At 45.0% G+C, this 20,469-nt stretch carries 20 protein-coding genes; 11 read left to right on the top strand and 9 right to left on the bottom strand.

Annotation, left to right across the window (positions count from 1 at the left end):
• Positions 1-51: 51 nt before the first annotated feature.
• From EGM68_RS13340 to EGM68_RS13320, 5 genes are read right to left on the bottom strand one after another with little or no spacing between them, the layout of a single operon-like run.
• Positions 52-1,452 carry a HAMP domain-containing sensor histidine kinase gene (locus tag EGM68_RS13340; RefSeq protein ID WP_129549389.1) on the bottom strand — a complete coding sequence of 467 codons (1,401 nt, stop codon included), beginning with the start codon at positions 1,450-1,452 and terminating at the stop codon, positions 52-54.
• Positions 1,443-2,102: a response regulator transcription factor gene (locus EGM68_RS13335; protein WP_058711644.1), complete on the bottom strand. Its 660-nt coding sequence runs from the start codon at positions 2,100-2,102 to the stop codon at positions 1,443-1,445. The genes EGM68_RS13340 and EGM68_RS13335 overlap by 10 nt, the downstream gene beginning before the upstream one ends.
• 36 nt (positions 2,103-2,138) lie before the next feature.
• Complete coding sequence (locus EGM68_RS13330) at positions 2,139-2,897, bottom strand: lantibiotic immunity ABC transporter MutG family permease subunit (RefSeq protein ID WP_129549388.1); 759 nt, start codon at positions 2,895-2,897, stop codon at positions 2,139-2,141.
• Between the two features lies 1 nt (position 2,898).
• Positions 2,899-3,630, bottom strand: coding sequence for a lantibiotic immunity ABC transporter MutE/EpiE family permease subunit (locus tag EGM68_RS13325; protein WP_129549387.1), 732 nt, complete (start codon positions 3,628-3,630; stop codon positions 2,899-2,901).
• Position 3,631: 1 nt separating this feature from the next.
• Entirely contained in the window at positions 3,632-4,339 is a 708-nt protein-coding gene (locus EGM68_RS13320; protein WP_058711645.1) for a lantibiotic protection ABC transporter ATP-binding protein, read from the bottom strand.
• A gap of 150 nt (positions 4,340-4,489) precedes the next feature.
• Between EGM68_RS13320 and EGM68_RS13315 the strand changes: the two genes are divergently transcribed.
• Positions 4,490-5,617 (top strand): NAD(P)/FAD-dependent oxidoreductase, encoded by a 1,128-nt coding sequence (locus EGM68_RS13315; protein ID WP_129549386.1) that lies wholly within the window; start codon positions 4,490-4,492, stop codon positions 5,615-5,617.
• 124 nt (positions 5,618-5,741) lie between these two features.
• On the opposite strand, the gene EGM68_RS13310 is transcribed toward EGM68_RS13315, so the two are convergent.
• On the bottom strand, positions 5,742-6,905 hold the full coding sequence (locus EGM68_RS13310) for an MFS transporter (RefSeq protein ID WP_129549385.1): 1,164 nt from the start codon (positions 6,903-6,905) through the stop codon (positions 5,742-5,744).
• A 111-nt stretch (positions 6,906-7,016) separates the two neighbouring features.
• Between EGM68_RS13310 and EGM68_RS13305 the strand changes: the two genes are divergently transcribed.
• The gene (locus EGM68_RS13305; protein WP_014599797.1) at positions 7,017-7,322 is read left to right on the top strand and encodes an ArsR/SmtB family transcription factor; all 306 of its coding nucleotides are present in this window, start codon (positions 7,017-7,019) and stop codon (positions 7,320-7,322) included.
• A 110-nt stretch (positions 7,323-7,432) separates the two neighbouring features.
• Here the strand turns inward: EGM68_RS13305 and EGM68_RS13300 are convergent, their stop codons facing one another.
• Positions 7,433-8,299: a MurR/RpiR family transcriptional regulator gene (locus EGM68_RS13300; protein WP_013371333.1), complete on the bottom strand. Its 867-nt coding sequence runs from the start codon at positions 8,297-8,299 to the stop codon at positions 7,433-7,435.
• Between the two features lie 180 nt (positions 8,300-8,479).
• Here EGM68_RS13300 and EGM68_RS13295 point away from each other — a divergent pair, with 180 nt between their 5' ends.
• On the top strand, positions 8,480-9,499 hold the full coding sequence (locus EGM68_RS13295) for a Gfo/Idh/MocA family oxidoreductase (protein ID WP_129549384.1): 1,020 nt from the start codon (positions 8,480-8,482) through the stop codon (positions 9,497-9,499).
• 1 nt (position 9,500) lies between these two features.
• On the top strand, positions 9,501-10,496 hold the full coding sequence (locus EGM68_RS13290) for a Gfo/Idh/MocA family protein (protein ID WP_129549383.1): 996 nt from the start codon (positions 9,501-9,503) through the stop codon (positions 10,494-10,496).
• Between the two features lie 261 nt (positions 10,497-10,757).
• Here EGM68_RS13290 and EGM68_RS25730 read toward each other — a convergent pair whose 3' ends face one another.
• Entirely contained in the window at positions 10,758-10,907 is a 150-nt protein-coding gene (locus tag EGM68_RS25730) for a hypothetical protein (protein ID WP_165264038.1), read from the bottom strand.
• Between the two features lie 304 nt (positions 10,908-11,211).
• Between EGM68_RS25730 and EGM68_RS13285 the strand changes: the two genes are divergently transcribed.
• Positions 11,212-11,505 (top strand): SDR family oxidoreductase, encoded by a 294-nt coding sequence (locus tag EGM68_RS13285; protein WP_025678519.1) that lies wholly within the window; start codon positions 11,212-11,214, stop codon positions 11,503-11,505.
• Positions 11,506-11,679: 174 nt separating this feature from the next.
• On the opposite strand, the gene EGM68_RS13280 is transcribed toward EGM68_RS13285, so the two are convergent.
• The gene (locus tag EGM68_RS13280) at positions 11,680-13,914 is read right to left on the bottom strand and encodes an alpha-galactosidase (protein WP_129549382.1); all 2,235 of its coding nucleotides are present in this window, start codon (positions 13,912-13,914) and stop codon (positions 11,680-11,682) included.
• A 499-nt stretch (positions 13,915-14,413) separates the two neighbouring features.
• Between EGM68_RS13280 and EGM68_RS13275 the strand changes: the two genes are divergently transcribed.
• The 6 genes from EGM68_RS13275 to EGM68_RS13250 all read left to right on the top strand — a co-directional run bounded on the left by EGM68_RS13275 (position 14,414) and on the right by EGM68_RS13250 (position 20,421).
• Positions 14,414-15,271, top strand: a complete 858-nt coding sequence (locus EGM68_RS13275; RefSeq protein ID WP_129549381.1) for a GRP family sugar transporter — start codon at positions 14,414-14,416, stop codon at positions 15,269-15,271.
• 102 nt (positions 15,272-15,373) lie between these two features.
• Positions 15,374-16,429 (top strand): LacI family DNA-binding transcriptional regulator, encoded by a 1,056-nt coding sequence (locus EGM68_RS13270; RefSeq protein ID WP_080683406.1) that lies wholly within the window; start codon positions 15,374-15,376, stop codon positions 16,427-16,429.
• A gap of 52 nt (positions 16,430-16,481) precedes the next feature.
• Positions 16,482-17,654, top strand: a complete 1,173-nt coding sequence (locus tag EGM68_RS13265; protein WP_129549380.1) for a Gfo/Idh/MocA family protein — start codon at positions 16,482-16,484, stop codon at positions 17,652-17,654.
• A 36-nt stretch (positions 17,655-17,690) separates the two neighbouring features.
• Positions 17,691-18,419 (top strand): ThuA domain-containing protein, encoded by a 729-nt coding sequence (locus EGM68_RS13260; RefSeq protein WP_129549379.1) that lies wholly within the window; start codon positions 17,691-17,693, stop codon positions 18,417-18,419.
• A 75-nt stretch (positions 18,420-18,494) separates the two neighbouring features.
• On the top strand, positions 18,495-19,601 hold the full coding sequence (locus EGM68_RS13255) for a Gfo/Idh/MocA family protein (RefSeq protein WP_129549378.1): 1,107 nt from the start codon (positions 18,495-18,497) through the stop codon (positions 19,599-19,601).
• Between the two features lie 448 nt (positions 19,602-20,049).
• Positions 20,050-20,421, top strand: a complete 372-nt coding sequence (locus tag EGM68_RS13250; RefSeq protein ID WP_129549377.1) for a hypothetical protein — start codon at positions 20,050-20,052, stop codon at positions 20,419-20,421.
• Positions 20,422-20,469 lie beyond the last annotated feature (48 nt).

The raw sequence follows: 20,469 nt of genomic DNA, 5'->3' as shown, positions 1-20,469 counted from the left end.
AAAAAGAGTTCTAAAGTAAAAAACTTTAGAACTCTTTTTGTTAGGAGTTTATCATGATGTCGATGATACACGGATTGGTATCTCAATGCTTACCTGTCCGCCGCCTGTCTGGGTGGAGTTAGTGATGATCAGCTGTCCGCCATGTAGGTTCACAATGGATTTTGTTATATACAGACCCATGCCGTAATGTCCAGTTAATCTTCTGGATGAGTCGCCCATATAAAATTGCTCCGCTGCCTGTTTGAGGCCTTCAGGAGAGAAGCCTAGGCCTTCGTCTACGATGCTTAAACGAATACACTCTTCGGCAGACTCCGCAGTCAGCCGGATTTCGCTATATTCCGGCGCTTGCTCTACCGCATTAGAAGCAACATTCATGATGGCTCGCTCAAGCAGAACTGGGTCTACATACAACGTACTAGGGAGGTTATATGTAGCAAATACGACAGATATTTTTCTGACAGCGGCCAGAGCCATTACCTGATCTTTTATCTTAGTTAGATAGAAGTCAGTATCTATCGTTTCCGCCTGCAGGGTGGCTACTGTTTCCGCTTTTGAAATTTCAATAAGAGTCTTAATATACTGCTCCATTTGCCTGGTGCTCTCCGCTATATAATCGGTATAGTTTTTTTGCTCCTCCGATTGATCGGTTTCGGACAGCAACTCTACGTTTCCGCGAACGATAGTGAGTGGTGTTTTGACATCGTGTGCCAGGGCGGATATTTGCTCACGACGGGATTTTTCGAGATTCCATTGTTTCTGAAGCGAAGTCTTTAACGTTTCTTTCATTTTATCCATAGAATGGAGCACCCGATCGATCTCCATCACACCACTGAGCTGAATTGAGAAGTCCAGGTCCTGTGCCTGAATTTGCTTTGTAGCCTGCTGCAATCCACTCATTTTGCGCGTCAGCTTTCGTCCGAAGGAGGAAGCGAGCAGGGCTCCTCCCCCCAGGAAGGCGATACAAAACACGGCAAAAAAGGACAATTCCGCGTTCGGCAGATATTGACGTAGAATAGGAAGTTCAAACTGCGCCGAGACAGAGTAGCGCATCACAGTAACTTCATTATTATGTGAAACTTTTACATAGTTATAGGGAAATTGATAGGCAGTATTGCTCTGCTGCGTAACACTCCAAGCGGCTTGAGCCTGCTTTTCAGAAAGATTTCCCTCAATGTGGCGGCCTTCCGAAGTGAATGACGCGTATCTATATAGTTTCTGCCGAGAATCCGGCTGTAGGGTCTTGCCAGCTTCAAGGATTGCCTTATCCTCCCGTACCTGATTCTCAGCATAGTTCGCGGGAAGAATGGTTCCACAAGACATCAGGATATAGAAGATGAGGACCAGGAACAGCGCTAGCGCAATCGTCCCGATACAGAACATAACTAAATAACCCAGAAAAATGGTTCGCAGTTTGGTTGTCTTATGTGCTTGCTGTATTTTGGCTACTTCCATCGGTACCCGATCCCCCAAACTGTCTCCACTGGCGAAACCTCTACTTTGCCAAGCTTGGCCCGGATATTTTTGATATGCTCCACGATGGTGGCGGAGTCGCTGTCTCCATCAAAGCCGAAGACGGCTTCGTAAATCTGCTCTTTAGAGAACACTTGACCCCAGTTCAGAGCTAGAAACTTACATATCTCATATTCACTTTTGGTAAACGGGATTACAACATTTTGAACGGTGATTTCCTTACCCGATAGATTGAAATGAACTTCCCCGATGCAGAATACATTACGCCTTTCACGATTCTCTCGTCTGAGATGAGCGTTGATTCGAGCGCGCAGCTCTCCAGCCCCAAACGGCTTGACAATATAATCGTCGGCTCCTTCCCCAAGGCCCAACATTACATCGTTCTCCATGGATTTTGCTGTAAGGAACAGGATCGGACAGTCTACCTTGCTGCGAATTTCCCGACAGAGTGTGAATCCGTCCATGCTCGGCATCATCACGTCCAACAGGATGAGGTCAAAGGCTCCAAGCTGCATGGTGAGAACCTGTGGGGAGGTGGAGACTACCGTGACAACATGGCCATCTTTCTGCAAGATATTTTGAAGTAGTGCCAAAACGGCGGGTTCATCATCAACGGCCAACAAGTTTGCCATGCTTTATTCACTTCCCTTGCTTTCTTTCTCTAATCTTTACTCGGATGAATTTTGTCCTTCCCAACGACAAATCCATAACCCTAATAATACCATGATGACTAAGGTCCCTACTACGCAATACCTGATTCCCAAATCAAGCTGTATAGTTTCAGGGATAGAATCTGCTGAGCTTACGCCGTATTGCACCCAGATCGTGATGAAGCGGGCAGCCCAAGCAGAGGGGATGAATATCCAATTATGATCACCCAGCCCAGTTAGAAGCAAAGCGGACAATAGACTCTCCATGATGCCCAGACCGATAGAAGCTCCTTTACCGAATCGCAAACTAACGAAAAAATGTAGAATATAAAGGAATAGACTCGACATAAACAGAATGCAGGCACCCAACACATAAAACTTCAAGCCATACGGGGACTCTTTCAACAGATATATATAGCCAGCTCCAAAGCCGCCTGAGGCAAGCAGCACACTACCAAATCCCAAGCACAGAAGCAGGCTAAGCTTGCTCAAAAAAGGTAACAGCTTCACCGGCGAGGTCAAGAGGTGTTGAAAATTTCCAGCGACTGACTCCTGTTCAACAGCAATGGAGCATACAATACCAATCATGGTAGGAAGAACCACAGCCAGGACCTGCAAATAGCCGTCTATCTTCGAAATCGATGAGTATGGAGTGAAGGAATAATAGGCTAGAAAGATTGCTATGCCTAAGAGTGGCACAAGCAGCTGCACCAGCAATAAGGGCTGCCTTCTAAGTTTGAGCACATCAGATTTCAGATTGCGGAAGAAAGATATCATCTTACTTAGCCTCCCGTTTACGGAAAGACATGGCCGTCAGCACTGACAGAATCATGAATAGACATACTGTGATCAACAGGCCGGGAACAATTATGCCTCTATCCAAAAGTGGATCTCCTGAAGGAACGGCAAGCCCATTAGGCAGCACTTGAATGACGGCGCACATCAATCGCGCTGGAATAGCATAGGGTACCGCCCACCATACAGAAGACGTAGCGAACAAGACGGTGCAGGCTACGTTGCCCAGCATGTTGATGATTAGGGTGGCAAACATGCCTATTCGATCCGTTAGGAACAGGCAAAGTGGAACTTGCCACAAAAAGGTGATGAAGAGTAGCAGAGTTGCAGCGACGCTTTCTGCTAGTGTCACGGAAGTTGAGAATACGAATCCGCCAAGAGTTATCCCTATAAATAGGATAATAGAGGAAGCCATTAAGAGCCTTACGCAAACCCCGATTTTACCGTACCATACCCGAGCCAAATCTACAGATATGCCAAGGACAGCACGGTATTTCAGCTTCTTGCCATCCTTTTGGATCACTCCTGAGCACATTAAGGTGAGGGCACCTGGTAGCAGCATGAAATACCACCAATTGTAGCTGGCGCTTTGGAGCATACGTCCCCCCATGAGCACGGTACACAGAGTAAGAGTAACGATGGGGGCAAGCCAGACCAACTTTTTCGTGAAGGTGCGCTTTAATTTTAGATGTTCGGCGGCTATGTATTGCTGCATCCTACTCACCTCCCTTTCGATATTTCTGTGCAATCTGCATGAACAACGATTCCAGGTTTTGCCCTGGAGTGACCGCCTCTTGATAAGCTAATACGCCGCCGGCAATGATACCAACATGGTCAACGATTTGTTCGACTTCGGATAAAATATGACTGGAAAGAATTACGGTAATTCCTTGCTTCGGGAAGGAGCGAATTAGTTCACGTTGCTCCTGAATACCAATGGGGTCTAGTCCATTGGTTGGCTCATCTAGGATCAATAGCTTGGGATGATTGAGGAGAGCAATCGCAATGCCCAGCCGTTGCTTCATACCCATCGAGAACTGGCCGGAGCGCTTTTTCCCGGTATGGGTCAAATCAACAATGCTCAGCACTTCATCAATCCGCGAATCAGGTAGTCCAAGCAACGTTGTGCGAACCTTCAGGTTCTCTCTAGCTGTCAAATTCTCATAGAGTGGAGGAGCTTCGATCAGCGCGCCGATCTGAGCAAGATCTTTTCGGGACCAAGGTTTCCCTTGAAATAAAATCTCACCGGCTGTCGGGCGTAGCATACCGGTTAGCATTTTTAAGGTAGTTGATTTTCCTGCCCCATTTGGCCCGAGCAATCCATACACGGAATTCTCCTGAATAGACAACGCGACGTTGTTCACTGCCTGCTGTCGTCCAAAGGTTTTGCAGAGATTTTTAGTCTGTAAAATAATATTATCCATATCAGTTCATCCTTTTCATTCGTTCTGACAACTACTTTACAGATCAATTCTAAGAACTTTATAAGGATTGAAATATTAATGTTTCAAACTTTATGCATTCATGCAGTATTCGCTATAATGGATACAGTGATTTAGGAAAGGGATGTAATCATGAAGAAGGTTATCGTAATCGGGTCAGGAATTTTGGGGGCATCGACAGCATACCAGTTAGCAAAAATGGGCGCTGATGTCATTCTTGTAGACCGCAAAGATAAAGGACAGGCGACTGATGCAGCTGCTGGCATTATCTGTCCCTGGCTATCACAGCGACGCAATCAGGCTTGGTACCAGCTAGCCAAAGCGGGCGCACGTTTTTACCCCGGGTTGATTGAAGAACTCAAAAGCGAGGGAGAAACAGAAACTGGCTATGCTCAAGTTGGGGCTCTCAGTATTCACGATGATTTGGAGAAAATCAAAAAAATGCAGGAACGAGCACACTTACGACATACAGATGCACCGGAAATCGGTGAAATTACGCAACTAAATGAAAAGGAAACCCATGAACAGTTTCCTTTATTAGAAGATCGATATCATTCTGTTCATATTAGCGGTGCCGCTCGTATAGATGGTCGTGCGCTACGTGACGCGTTGATCCGATCAGCCCAAAGAAATGGGGCAACCCTTATCCATGGGGATGCTGTGCTTCAATATAATTCCGACCATGTAACCGGAGTAACGGTCGATGGACATAGTTTTTCGTCTGACGTAGTCATTGTTTGTGCTGGTGCATGGGCCAATCAACTGATGCTGCCTTTGGGCATTCGCTTTAAAGTTAGTTTTCAAAAGGCACAAATCATGCATTTGCAGATCCCTGCCGGACAAGATACAGGCACCTGGCCTGTAATCATACCGCCTTCTGACCAGTATTTGTTGGCGTTTGATCAACAGAAGATCGTAATAGGTGCGACTCACGAAAATGAAATCGAAGGCTACGATACAAGAGTAACAGCAGGTGGAATGCAGGAAATCCTAAATAAAGGTTTAGAATTAGCACCTGGTTTGGCAAATAGCACTTTTCAGGAGGTAAGAGTCGGTTTCCGTCCTTTTACCCCCGGTTTTCTACCGGTGCTTGGAGCTGTGCCTGGCTGGAACGGCCTTATAGCTGCCAATGGGCTTGGAGCATCCGGGCTGACCATGGGTCCCTTTATTGGAAGCCAACTGGCAAAGTTAGCACTGGGAATGGCTTTGGATATCAACATTGATGATTATGATATTCGAAATGCTATTGATGAAGATTGATCCTTGAAGCTAGACAACAGTAGATATGCATAAGAAGCCGCCATACTGGCGGCTTTTCTGATAATATAAGTTCTTTTCCTGGCCCAAAGATAGAGCTTATGTCGATTTTTAAGGTTACTCGTTTCTATTTTTGTCTTAGACCTAGTAAAACCCCGCTACGTAGGAACAAGATTAGTGACACACCGAAACAAATCACAGAAAACAGGCTAACGGAAATAAAACCACCGCTGTGCGCGTATAGCATTCCTGCTGTGAAAGAGCCAACCATTGTTCCAAAATACATAGAAGAATTGGCAAGTGATGAGACTGTTCCGCGTGCTGTGGCAGACAAGGTTTGAAGCATACTCATCATAAGCGGAAAAATCATTCCAAGGATAAGGAAGATCAGAAAATATGTAATTTCGACATAGGTCACACTAGGTAAATAGGGCAGAAGCAAATAAAGCAGACCGATGAAAATTACGCCATAGATCAAAGAGTGCTTAGGCCCCACTTTGTTAACTAAGCTGCTCCCAAATAAGCTGCTGATCGTATTTCCTAAACCAAGGAATAATATCACCGTACCAATATTTGCAACATTGAGGCTGAATTTGTCGGACAGCCATGTGCCAATAAAAGAGAAGGCAGCAAAATTTCCGAGTTGGAACAGGAAGTAGGCCAGAAAAGCGACCTTAGGTGTTGACCCCTGCAGCAATGAACGGTATCTGTTCCTAATCGAGAGAGCCTTTTGCTTCTGTATAGAAGGAGGCAAGGCGGGCAAGAGAACAGCAGTCCAAATAACGATCAGGAAGGTGCAGCAACCAATCATAATAAAGGGTGTTTGCCACCCGGCGGTAGCGAGATAGCTGCCAATGGGCACGCCCAGCATTTGGGAAAAAGCTAATCCTGCGGTGACAACTCCCATGGCTTTTAACACTTTATGTGGTTGAACTAACTGAGGAATGGCTGCCCAAACTTGAGGTGAGGCAAAAGCGGCACTAATGCCAGCCAATAAGCGAAAAGCAAACATGGTCCAAAAATCAACGGCAAAGCCGCAAAGTAGAGTGAAGATACCAAAACCAAGTAAGCCGAACAGTAGTACTTTTTTTCGATTCCATGCATCTGACAACGGTCCTGCAATTAAGGCAAACAGAGCATACCCTAAAGCATAGGCTGAAACAATCCAGCCCGATTGTTCGATAGAAATGCCGAAGCTTTCACGAAGAATAGGTAGAAGAGGCGACACAATGAACGTATCTGTACCAATGAAAAACATGATCAAAAAAAACAAGGTGATAATTTTATTCAAAACGAAACCCTCCATTTGTTCTATAGTTCGAATATTTTCGAATAATAGAAATATAGCATTCCAATATGCTATAATGCAACTATAATTCTTTGTTAGGCAGGTGAACGGATCTTGAGAACGCTGTATCATCCCAACGTAATTGAAATTACTCTACCTACAGTTTTATATGCTCTAAGTGACCCCATTCGGCTTAATATCATCCAGATTTTAGACGAAAAAGGGGAGCAATCCTGTAGCTCGATAGATATTTCAGCTCCAAAGTCAACCTTGTCTCATCATTTTAAGGTTCTTCGGGAATCAGGGGTCATTCATACGAGAATAGAGGGAACCCAACGCTTTATCTCTATCCGTTACGATGATTTGAATGAACGCTTTCCTAGCTTGCTGTCGGCCGTACTGATGGGCTTGAAGCAATAAAAGAAAAAGGTCTAGTTAGCATAAAACTAACTAGACCTTATTTGTCGAAGAACAACCATATATAATTATAAATTGCCGCTTATTTTGCAGTTAGAGAGAAGCTGAACCCTCTACACGTCATTCATCATGTCGTTGAGATGCGAATTCTCCAACGATTGTGTCAGGGTTTGCATATTTTTCAAGTAGTCGATTTTATAGATACAGGAGTAAATCACGTTTAATACATAGTCAAAGGCAATTTGCGACGAAAAAGTACCAATCTTGGCATGCTTTACTTCGTCATTAGGCACCTGGATACATATACTACTTCGTTTGGCCAATTCACTTTGATTGGTAGCTGTAATGGTGATAAAAGGGATATTCTCACGCGTAAAATGTCGTGCCGCTTTTAAAAAAATCGGTGACTTACCGTGGTAAGTTAAGAAAATAGCGCAATCTTCTGAAGTTAGATTAGCCGTATGGTAAGCCCATTCAGACAGCTCCGTGGCTATAACCACATACTTGTTGATTTTTACTAATTTATTCTGAAAACTTTTTGCTCGGATTTGTGAATCGCCTAACGCATATATAAAGATCCTATTTGCTTGATCCAGTAACTGGGCTGTTTGTGACAGCAAGTGATCATCCATGAATGTAAAGTTTTTTTCAATCGTTTCCTTCATTAATTCAGCAATTTCTTTCGCCACTTGAAGTGGGGTTTCATCAAACCCGAATGGATAGTTGGGGTCTACATTAGAAATATTCTGGGTATCTTGCTGGAATTCCCGAGCGAGTTTTATTATAAACTCCTTGAAGCCGGATAGCCCAAGTTTGTGAATTAATCGATTAATGGCGGAATGCGAAGTATACGTAGCTTTGGCAAGCTCCTGAATATTTAAGTGCAGGATCGATTCCTTGTGGACCAAAATGTAGGAAGCAATGCTTTTTTCGTTTGGTGTAAAGTTTTGCATTTCTGATAATTGCATCAGTATTTTCAACAGGTTCCCCCCGGTTCAATTGAAATAACGTTTGATAAAAGATACCCAATAAACATTTTGTTTAAAAACAAGCCGTCATGCTTACAAATATTCGGTTAAATGTACCGTTTTGATGGCAAATTATTTACGATCGACGTTCTTCTACTATAATAAATGAAAAAGAGCCTAGGGGGAATTAATATGCTTACCATCGGTTATATTGGGAATGGCAAAAGCACCAATCGGTATCATCTGCCTTTTTCATTGACCAGAGATCATTTGAAAGTAAAGACGATCTACGCCCGTAATCCAGATAAAGGGGAGTGGGGGAAAATTCCTGGCGTGCAGTATACAGATAATCTTGAATCTTTAATGAACGATAAGGAAATTCAGTTGATTGTTGTCTGTACACCTGTAGAATCCCACTACACTTATGCGAAAATGGCACTCGACCACGGAAAAAATGTACTTATTGAGAAACCCTTTATGTTAACGAAAGAAGAAGCAGTGTCCATCTTCCAATATGCCAAAGAGAAAAATCTGATTATACAGTGCTACCAAAACAGACGATACGATTCGGATTTTCTCACTACCAAGAAGGTCATTGAATCAGGAAAACTCGGTGATTTGTTGGAGGTGGAAATGCATTTTGATTATTACCGCCCTGAAACCCCCAACTCCACCTCTCATTTTTCCAAATATAACAGTTACCTCTATGGACATGGCGCTCATACCATTGACCAGGTTCTTTCCTATTTTGGGAAACCTGACACGATCCATTACGACGTGCGCCAATTGCTCGGTTCTGGAAGAATGAATGACTATTTTGATCTGGATTTTTATTATCCCTCACTCAAGGTATCCATTAAATCCAGCTTTTTTCGTTTAAAAGAGCGGCCGAGTTTTGTAGTATATGGCAAAAAAGGCGTTTTTATAAAGCAGACAAAGGATCGTCAGGAGGAGCATCTTAAATTATACTATCTGCCTAAGGGACACGCCGATTTTGGCATCGACCAGCCTGAGCATTATGGCATTTTAACGTACCTGGATGATGATGGTCAGTACCATGAAGAAAAAGTGGTTTCTGAAAAAGGAGATTATGCCCGAGTGTATGACAATCTCTATCATTCGATCATACACGGCAAAGAAAAAGCGATTACAGATGAAGAAACCATAACTTCAATGGAAATACTTGAGAAGGGTATAGAGGAGTGTAACTAGAATGAAATTGGGAATTGTCGGAGCAGGAATGATCGTAGGGGATCTATTGAGCTTTATTCAGGAAATCCCGACGATCTTATTAAAGGCCATTTGTTCTAGACCTAGCCATGAGGAGAAATTACTAGCTTGGCAACATAGATATGGAATCTCTCAGATTTATACGGATTACAGCAAAATGCTGAGGAATAATGACGTAGATACTGTCTATATTGGTTTGCCTAATCATCTCCATTATTCATATGCCAAAGAAGCATTACTGAGTGGTAAACATGTTATATGTGAGAAGCCGTTTACATCAAATGTGCATGAATTTCTAGAGCTAAAAGAAATTGCTCAGCAAAGAAAACTGGTATTGGTGGAAGCTATTACGAATCAATATTTGAAAAATTATTTGTCCATAAAGGAGTATCTGCCTAAACTTGGCGAGATTAAAATAGTTGAATGCAACTATTCTCAATATTCATCCCGGTATGAGGCTTTTAAAGCGGGAGTAATCCAGCCTGCGTTTAATCCGGAAATGTCTGGCGGAGCATTGATGGATATCAATTTATACAATATTCATTTTGTTGTTGGCCTCTTCGGGAGCCCTAAGAAGGTAGAATATTTGGCGAACATGGAACGTGGAATTGACACTTCAGGCATACTGCTGCTTGATTACGGCGATTTTAAGTGTGTTTGCATAGGTTCAAAAGACAGTACGGCACCCAATGCAGTGAACATTCAAGGCAATAAAGGCTATGTACACATGGCGAGTTCAGCTAATATATGCGATTATTTTGAATACACTCCTAATAAGGAAACGCCCATCCAGGTGGACCTAAAAGATCATTCGCATCGTATGTATGACGAATTCGTTGAATTCGAACGTATCATCCGAGAAAATGATTTGGAAAAAGTCTCGGATATGCTTGAACATAGCGAAAAGGTCATGAATGTCATTGAGAAGGCCAAACAGTCGGCCAATCTTGTGTTTGGTCCCGATAAACACAATCTTTAATGCTTGTACCTGAAATTGAAGAAGCAACTCGCTTGAGCTGCTTCTGACTCATGGATTTGAGAGTAGCAGATAGATACGTCTGCTACTCTTTTTTTGCCCAGATTCACAATTTCCGGTCCAAAAGCATGCCAATTTGCTCGGCCATCCTCGTCCCGAAGTTCATCTATTATTGGACAAGTACACTGGAGGGAAGGTAAAAGTGAGGGCTTAAACGTAAAAGGACCTGTTTTCGGGTGCCCTCAACCAACTATGATATTTTCCTCAAAATATTCGCACCAAATCCACTGCTTTGGTATGTTTTGACGAGATCACCAAGTCGTACAGAAAAGCCCAAGATACCGCTGCCCCTGTTCGTTCCACGGGGTACATCATACCATTGTCCGCTGACTTCCACCGCCCCGGTCGGATCATAAGTCACTTCCCCTTCCAACACATTGGTCCAATTATGACCACTGCCGTTGTCGCTTAATCCTGTCCACCAGATCCTATTGTTATTAAGGTGCCGAATGTAGTATATGCCTCCATCGTTGCCTCGTTAGATTCCCGTCATATCCGGTTCCTGCCGAGTCGCTTGTGCATTAACAAAAGACTCCCGATTGTGCATAAGCCTGCAATGAGTTAGCGTAGGTACCAGATTGTAGTACACAAGTAGCACTCCTCTATTTTTTTTATTTGTTACAACATATGCCGACACAAAACAATTGAACCTAGGCAAATGCGATTTGAGATTAGAAATCTCAATGGTCTGATTCGAATAGTTAGGCGAGAGCAAATTGATGAATGGAATATGATGATTGATATGAACAGCAGAGGGATTTTGTATGGAATTGCAGCTGATTTGCCTGCGATGCGGGAACACAAATCGGGACACATCATTAACTTGTCTTCTATTGCTGGACATAATGTCTACCCAGACAGCACTGTATATTGCGCGATTAGGCATGCAGTCAAGGCTGATGAGTATGAGATATACGGAGGAGTTGGAGAGAAGAACAGGCCTATGATCTAATTCTTCATAGCTGTGGAGATTGAATTGATGGAATACCTTTTTTTCAGAGAGTCGTACCAGGTAAAATCATCGAATTTATACGAAAATGATTTTACCCGGTATGACGTATTTAAGATCAATAGCACAATCATAGCGTTCTAACTAAAGTCTATCCCTTAATGAAACTTATATCAATCACGAGGAAGTCTCTTTAGTTAGAGTGAATAATTGAGATGAGAAATCATATTTCTCCGCAATATTAAAATCCTGGTCAGCCTTATAAGGCGGGGTGAGTATAAGTCCGATGTTCATTAACTCGCTGCCCGTGAAACGTCGATCCAGTTCTTCCACGAAATATACTGCCATTTCGTCCAGTCCGATGAGCTTTAGCCGTGAATAAGCTGCATTGGGGCGTGAGAGTACCTGGTACCAGCCGACGAGAGCATGCTCACGTTCTGCATCAATGGTCATCCAAGCTGTCTCATTTTTTTCAAAGGGACTTAGCAGACGGTAAAACGTTCCCTGGGTAACTAATCGTTGGTGACGTTTATACAGTTGTATTTGCTTTTTGATTATATTGCACTCTTCCTCGGTCAAAGCCAATGGATCAAGTTCGTAACCGAATACACCGAAGTAGGCGACATTTGATCTGGTTTGCAGCGGTGCGGTTCTGCCTACCTGGTGGTTCGGAATGGTTGACACATGAGCACCCATGCTGCTAAGCGGATAGGCCATGGAAGTGCCATACTGAATCTTAAGACGTTCAATAGCTTCGCTATCGTCGCTCGTCCATGTTTGCGGAGCATAATAAAGCATCCCTGGATCAAATCGTCCTCCACCGGAAGCACAGGACTCAAACAAAACCTCAGGGTATTTGGTAATCAGCTTCTCATATAAAGCATACACGCCTAGGACGTAACGATGGAAAAACTCGCCCTGTCTTTCCTTGCCCAGAGATAATGAATAGGCTTCTGAAATGCAGCGATTCATATCCCATTTTACATATTCGATATGAGCAGAAGAGAGCACGTCATCCATTAACTTAAACAGGTAATCCACAACAGGCGGTTGGGAATAATCAAGAACATACTGATGCCGTCCATGCTTGCGTTTACGCCCGGGTGTTCCCACAACCCAATCCGGATGTTCCCTCATAATATGAGAGTCGGAATTAACCATTTCCGGCTCAAACCAAAGACCGAATTTCATACCAAGCTCATTGATCTTCTTTGCCAAATTCGAGATTCCGTTCGGTAGCTTTTCACGATTTTCAAACCAGTCACCGAGCGAGGAGGTATCATTGTTTCTTTGACCGAACCAACCGTCATCCAAGACAAAGAGCTCAATCCCTAGTTCACTTGCTTTTTTAGCCATATCCACTATTTTCTTCTCGGTAAAATCAAAGTAGGTACCCTCCCAGTTATTGATTAATACAGGTCGTTCCCGTTCAGCCCAGCTACTACGAATTAAGTGTTTATTGTACAGGCGATGGAACGCCTGGCTCATGCCGTTCAAACCGCTCTGTGAGTAGACCATAACTGCTTCAGGCGAATAAAAACATTCTCCAGGATTCAGAGTCCAGCAGAATTTGTCAGGATGAATACCGAGGCTCAGTCGGGTAGTTGAGTAGCTGTCCACTTCCGCCTGGGCAAGAAAGTTTCCGCTGTAGACAAGATTCACTGCATATATTTCTCCTTGGTGTTCCTGAGATCCCGGTTTGGCAAGCGCCAAGAATGGATTGTGAATATGACTACTAATTCCTCGTGTGCTCCCAATGGACTGAACACCTGGTCTGAGTGGTGTACGCTCCACATGTCGTTCCCTCCCCCATGCCCCCGACAAATGAATAATTTCATATTCGGAGTCAGGAAGATCAAGGCTCACGCTCATAAGACGATTGACTCTCAGAATACTATTTCCGGAATTCGTTATGGATACGGATCTCGTGATTACAGGCAGTTCACTGAAGATGGTGTAAGCAAGCACGGCAACCGCTCCTGTAAGGGAATCGGTCAGCGTGATCTGGAGTGTCTCTGCTTCATCTGCTTCCTTACAAAACGTAGCAGGGAGATGGGGGATTTTAGGTTTCCCCGTGATGACCTCGTAACGGTCAAAGATGAACTCCATGACATGAGAACCGTCCTCCTGTATGATCTCAACTGCTGGTTCTCTAAAGTCTCCACTTCCCGAAGAAGGAAATTCCTGCTTGATGCTTTCCAATGATGTTACCAAGTCACCATCAAATTCACCGACAGACACAGAGCGGTAACTTCGTTCAATAAAACGGTCATACTGACCTAGGTACTCCATTTTTTTGCCATAATATAAATGCTCCAATTGCCCGTTCTCCATGACACGGAAAAGATAACTGCAGTATTTGTTCGTTAAGTGAAATGTACGTTCCTTTGGGTTAACTTGTATACTAGCCATGTACATAGCCCCTTTCAAAATATAACTGTCCTGTTGAAAGCGTTATTATCGAACTCAGCATAACAAAGCCAGGGGAAGAAAATACATTACTTTTTTTAAGCGTATTATGGGAAAAACAAAGAAACCTTCAAAGAAAATTTATAGTTAGATTCAACCTTTTTCTAAGTATTTGTCATCCTTAACTTATGCTATACTGATAAATTAACAAACATAGATTCTATATTGGGCAAAGTACGGGGAGGGTGCGAATGGGCCAGAATACGTTTCAGGATGTAGATACACATCCCAGTTCAGAGCATGAAAATATATCGGATCTGATTCTATAAAATTGTGGATAGGCACATATAGAGAACAATTTCTTTGTTTTTGCTATATTAATCTATAAAAATATTGGTATTTGAAAGCGGTTTTCTTTGCTATCGTAAAATTATTGGTTTTTTCCTGCATGGTATTTTTAACGATTGTAGGAAGAATACTTTTTACGGGAGGAGAACCGCACGTGGATTTCATAACTACCTTTATTCCAGCTGTCGGCTGGGGAGTCATGCCGATATTGGCGTATATGACTAAAGCCAGTCCCCGAGAACAGCTGACAGGTACCGTTATTGGTGCTGTGCTGTTTGCCCTGTGCGTGTATATCAATCATCCAGCCTCATTAGCACCGATTCCTTTCGTGGTAAGTTTTATATCCGGTATTTTCTGGGCTGCTGGACAATTGTTCCAGTTTCGATCTTTCCAAAAAGTAAGCGCATCCATCACCATTCCTGTTATTTGCGGTCTACAGTTGATAGGGACGACGTTATTTGCCGCACTGATCTTGGGTGAATGGATAACAGGTTACCAATATGGGATGGGTGTTGGTTCTCTTCTGTGTATTTTAGCGGGAGTTCTATTGACCAGCTATCAGGGCAAGTCTGCTGGGCTGTCTAAGCCTATGCCGTTACGAATTATCATGATGCTGGTTTGCTCCGGGTTAGCGTTAAGCAGTTATGTAGTTATCAATCAGTACTTTAACATATCTGGGCTGTCCGTCATTCTGCCGCAATCGCTCGGGATGTTATGCTCGGCCCTGGTCATAAATTTGAAAGGCAAACATCGGCTACGCTTCTCTCCAGTGCTTCGCAATTTGTTTACAGGATTGGTTTGGAGCATTGCTAATCTAGCACTATTTATTTCCAACGGTCTGATCGGCATGGCGGCTAGTTTTCCGATCTCTCAAGCGAGCATTGCAATTGCTTGTGTCGGCAGCATTTTATTATTTAAGGAAAAGAAAAGTCTTTATGAATGGTTAGCTATACTTGTGGGAATTACGGTGCTGATGATAGGAGTAGGAATGATTAGCCTGCTTAAGCCCTAGAGAGAATTTGTGGAGAAAAAGCCTATATACCAATAGGGCACGCTTTTCGGGATTGACAGAGGTATAGCAGCATGAGAAAATGTACGCGCGTACATAAAATGATTGGAGGTGGGCAATATCGTTTCGCGCAAGGAAGTAGCAGAACTCGCTGGCGTGTCTGAAGCGACGGTGTCTCGGGTATTGAACGCGACCGGTCCTATCAAGGAAGATACGCGGAAACGGGTCCTGGACGTTGCCAATCAACTTGGATATGTTCCCAGTGCATTGGCCCGCAACTTTGCCCGAAGCAAAAGCGGCCATCTTGGTGTGGTTATGCCTTATGTCCCGAAGGCGCACCTGTTCTCTGCTTATTTTTTCTCCGAGATGCTGAGCGGCATCGGTAACAAGGCCAGAGACAGCGGGCTCGATCTACTACTATTATTCCGAAAACCGGGCGAACGGATGGACTACAGCAGTCTTTTCCGTCAGCAAAAGGTCGACAGTTGTATCATCCTTGGAGCAAGGGATGACCACGATGAGGTGGAGGCTCTGAAGAGACTTCAGCAAGAGGGGCGACCGTTCTGTGTCATGAATCACCATTTTGAAGGGCAGTCGTTCTGTGAAGTGGATGCAGACCATGTAGAAGGAAGCCGGGCGGCTGTAAGTCATCTCATTGAGCAGGGATGCAAGCGGATAGCCTTTCTCAACGGTCCGGATATCTATTCCAACAGTACTGAGCGATTGAAGGGTTATCTCATCGCGCTTCAGGAGGCTGGTATTGAATATGACCATGAGCTGATTTTGGAAGGCAATTACAGTCGTCGAAGCGGGCTCGAAGCGTCGGCTACAATCGCAGACAAATTAGATGATATTGATGCCGTATTTGCGGCGAACGACCGGATGGCCCTCGGTGTAATGCAGGGTCTCCGTGAGCGCGGGCTGGCAGTTGAGCGGTTTCCAGCGTTTGTAGGCTATGATGACTCGGATGCAGCTGAGATGGCTGTTCCGCCACTAAGCAGTGTCCGTGTTCCATTTTATGAGATGGGGGAACTTGCAGCCTCGAAGCTTATACCCGATTCTCAGGATCTCACTCCGGCTCTGGAACTGACTGGGTGCGACTTAATCAGAGAACTCCTGTCCACAGAGCTGATTATTAGGGCGTCATCCATTCGTCAATAACATCATTCATCAATAATTCGTTGAAACTCATACCCATAAGGAGGATCACGACATGTCTAATCGTCTTCGTATTGGAATGGTTGGCTACAAATTTATGGGCAAGGCTCACAGCAACGCTTACCGTAGTCTACCCATGTTCTTCCCGGATGCCCCGCTGCAATCAGAGATGTCCGTTATCTGTGGACGTAACGAGCAGGGGGTTCAGGCAGCTGCCCGCCAGTTCGGCTGGAGCGAAAGTGTTACGAATTGGCGTGATCTAGTGAAACGTAGCGATATTGATCTTGTTGACATTAACGCCCCGAGTAATGCCCATAAGGAAATTGTCATTGAGGCTGCCCTCCATGGCAAGCATCTGTTTTGTGAGAAGCCGCTTGCGCTTTCATTGGCGGATTCCCGTGACATGCTGCAAGCAGCAGAGAAAGCAGGGGTCAACCATATGATTGGCTTCAACTACCGCTTTTCTCCGGCTGTCCAGCTGGCGAAGCAGCTCGTCGAAAGCGGTCGCCTGGGCAAGATTTATCATTTTCGCGCCTTTTTCCTTCAAGACTGGATTATGGACCCGTCCTTCCCGCTGGTATGGCGGTTGCAAAAAGAAGTGGCCGGTTCTGGCTCTCATGGTGATCTTGGCGCCCATTTGATTGATCTCGCTCGGTTTCTGGTCGGCGAGTTCCACGAAGTCATCGGCATGAGCGAGACGTTCATCAAACAGCGTCCGCTGGCTACGGAGATGAGCGGATTGAGCTCCAAAAGGAGTACCGAGGCCAATGCACCGATGGGAGAAGTGACGGTTGATGATGCCACGTTGTTCTTAGCACGCTTTGCTGGAGGTGCACTGGGCAGCTTTGAGGCCACACGCTTTGCAGCCGGACATCGGAGCACAAATTCATTCGAAATCAACGGTAGTCTGGGCAGTGTGCGGTTTGATTTTGAGCGGATGAATGAGCTGGAAGTGTATTTCACACAGGATGAGGAAGGCGTTCAGGGGTTCCGCCGCGTGCTCGCCACCGATCCGGTACACAAGTATTCCGAAGCCTGGTGGCCTGCAGGACATACAATTGGATTCGAGCATACCTTCACCCACGAGATGCTTGAGATGTTGAGTGCCATCTCCGAAGGGCGGCAACCTTCGCCGAACTTCCACGACGGGGTCGCTTGTCAGGCTGTGCTTGAAGCAGTAGAACGATCTATAGAGGAACGCCGTTGGGTATCCATTGAAGAAATGTAGGTTAACAACACATTCCGAAAGGTGAGTGGATTACAGATGCGCAAGGCACTGATTGTATGGGGTGGATGGAACGGACATGAACCGGAGCAGGTGGCGGCCATTTTTGAACGCATTCTGAAGGAAGAAGGGTTTGAGGTGGAGGTGTCCAGTACCCTTGAAGCGTATCAGGATGCGGAGAAACTGCTTGGCCTGGACCTGATCGTTCCCATGTGGACCATGGGACAGATTGAGCAGGAACTGATCAATAATGTCTCAGCAGCGGTTCAAAGCGGCGTAGGTCTGGCAGGCTGTCACGGTGGCATGTGTGATGCCTTTCGAAACAACGTGGACTGGCAATTCATGACAGGTGGGCAATGGGTTGCACATCCCGGCAATGATGGGGTGGAGTACATGGTAAACATAAAGCGTGGATCGAGCCCGCTGCTGGACCATATTGAGGATTTTCAGGTCAAAAGCGAGCAGTACTACCTCCATGTAGACCCTGCGGTTGAGGTGCTGGCAACCACACGCTTCCCGGTCGTTCCGGGACCTCATTCGGCTAATGGGCCAGTGGATATGCCCGTTGTATGGACAAAGCGGTGGGGAAACGGCCGCGTGTTCTACAATTCGCTAGGTCATCACGCAGATATCATAGAAATACCTCAAGTGACCGAGATGATGCGCAGCGGATTCCTGTGGACTACGGCAGGCAAACAGGCGGCGACCAGCCGAGGTAGCTCGCTGGCAGAGGCATACACGGGTATGGCAGACAACCAGCAACAGTAGCGTGAACAGGATAGTATCCGATGTAATAAAAGAATGCCATTATCCATTTTTTCTGAAGGAGAAGGGAGTCCAGGCATGAAAAAAATGAAAGTGGGCATCATCGGTTGCGGTAAAATTAGCGGAATTTATATGGAAAATTGCCATCGTTTCGACATTCTGGAGCTGTTCGCAGTAGCGGATCTGGACCAAAGTCGGGCAGAGGAGCAGGCGATAGCGTTCAACGTTCCGAACGTATATTCGGTAGATGAGATTTTGGCTGATCCGCAGATCGAACTCATCATTAATTTGACCATTCCGGCCGTTCACGCCGAGGTGTGTCTCAGAGCTCTTGAGGCTGGCAAGCATGTCTATGTGGAGAAGCCACTTGCCGTCACTCATAAGCAGGGTCAGGCTGTCTTGGATCTTGCTCATCAAAAGGGACTACTTGTTGGCTGCGCACCGGAGACCTTCTTCGGCTCCGGTATACAGACATCATTGAAGTTGATTGAAGACGGAGTCATTGGGAATCCGGTTGCTGCTACGGCTTTCATGATGAGCCGTGGACATGAACATTGGCATCCCGATCCTGAATTTTATTATGCAGACGGCGGTGGCCCGATGTTTGATATGGGCCCTTATTATTTGACTGCTTTAGTGCAATTGCTGGGACCGATTGCCACCATCTCGGGCATGACCAGCAAGGCGATGGATCAGCGAACGATTACGAGCGAGAAAAAGAGAGGCCAGACTATCCCAGTCGATATTCCGACCCATGTGGCTGGATTGTTGCGCTTCAAGCAGGGAGCTGTCGGTACGCTGATTACCAGCTTTGACATTTTTGGAGGTAGCACTCTGCCACCGATCGAGGTGTATGGTACGCATGGCACGTTGCAGGTACCTGACCCGAACACATTCGGAGGGCCAGTTCGCTTCAGGCTGCTAGGCGAGCACAATTGGACAGAGGTACCGCTGCTGCCAGGTTACCAGGAAAATACACGGGGTATCGGAGTTGCTGATATGGCCTATGCTATCCGCAACGGACGACCTCACCGCGCCAGCGGGGAACTGGCCTACCATGTGCTGGAAGCGATGTGGGCGTTCCATGATTCTTCCGATCAGCAGACCTTTTATACGATGCAGAGTACATGTCAGCGCCCGGCGGCTTTACCGGAAAACCTACCCTTATATACGTTAGATGTATAAAACAAGTACCAGCCTGAAGCTGACCTGCAGCATACAAGAATTATAAGACTGGAGGGGCTGTCCCAAAAGTCGGTCTGGGGATTTGCGCATTCTGATTTGATATTAATTACTATAAAAAAGAAGGCTCCAGCTCTGCTTTGACTGCGGCTTTGGAGTCTTCTTAGTTAAATTTTGAAACATCATGCTACATAATTTTGCGCCTTGAACAAGATCTTAATGCTATAAAAATAACATCACTACTGCGAGGAATGCGCTAGAATGGACCTTTTAGCTTGATTAGTTCTATAGTGTCGTTCTAATATAAAAGAAACATCAGCTTGACATCTATGTACTCTTAATACTACGGTGATGTGAATGTATTTTTAATTTTTCAAAAATAGATTTATAGATTGCTAAATTGTGAGCGAAAAATATTAGACCAATTGCAATTTTTGAAGAGGGTGAAAATATGTGTAGATATGCAATGTACGGTCCATACAAAGATATCTTTGCCTGCTTTGCTTGTAGGAAGGTATATAAGCAAACATCCCGCTTTGAGATTCCAAAGGAAGAATATGAGGGGATTGTCCATGTATGTCCGCAATGCCAGACGCCCATGCATGACATGGGGCATGATTTTCAGGCCCCGAAGCAAACGGATATCAAGCAGTGGAAAAAGGTAGAGCTTTTGTACCAAAACGGATACTCTTACCATTCCTGCGGATGTGACGGTCCTGGGTACAGACCTTCCCAGCTACAAGATGTTCCTGGATTCCTGAAGGAACAGCGAAGGTTTGAGAATGAGGGAGAGGCATTACTGCATCGGCTTTTGCAGAGTTAATTGAATCGAGCAAGTAACAAACATGAACTATTCGTAGTGTTGCCATAA

It is taken from the genome of Paenibacillus sp. M-152 (assembly GCF_003856555.1).
GTDB lineage: Bacteria > Bacillota > Bacilli > Paenibacillales > Paenibacillaceae > Paenibacillus > Paenibacillus polymyxa_C.
This window is presented reverse-complemented; position numbering and strand designations above follow the sequence as displayed.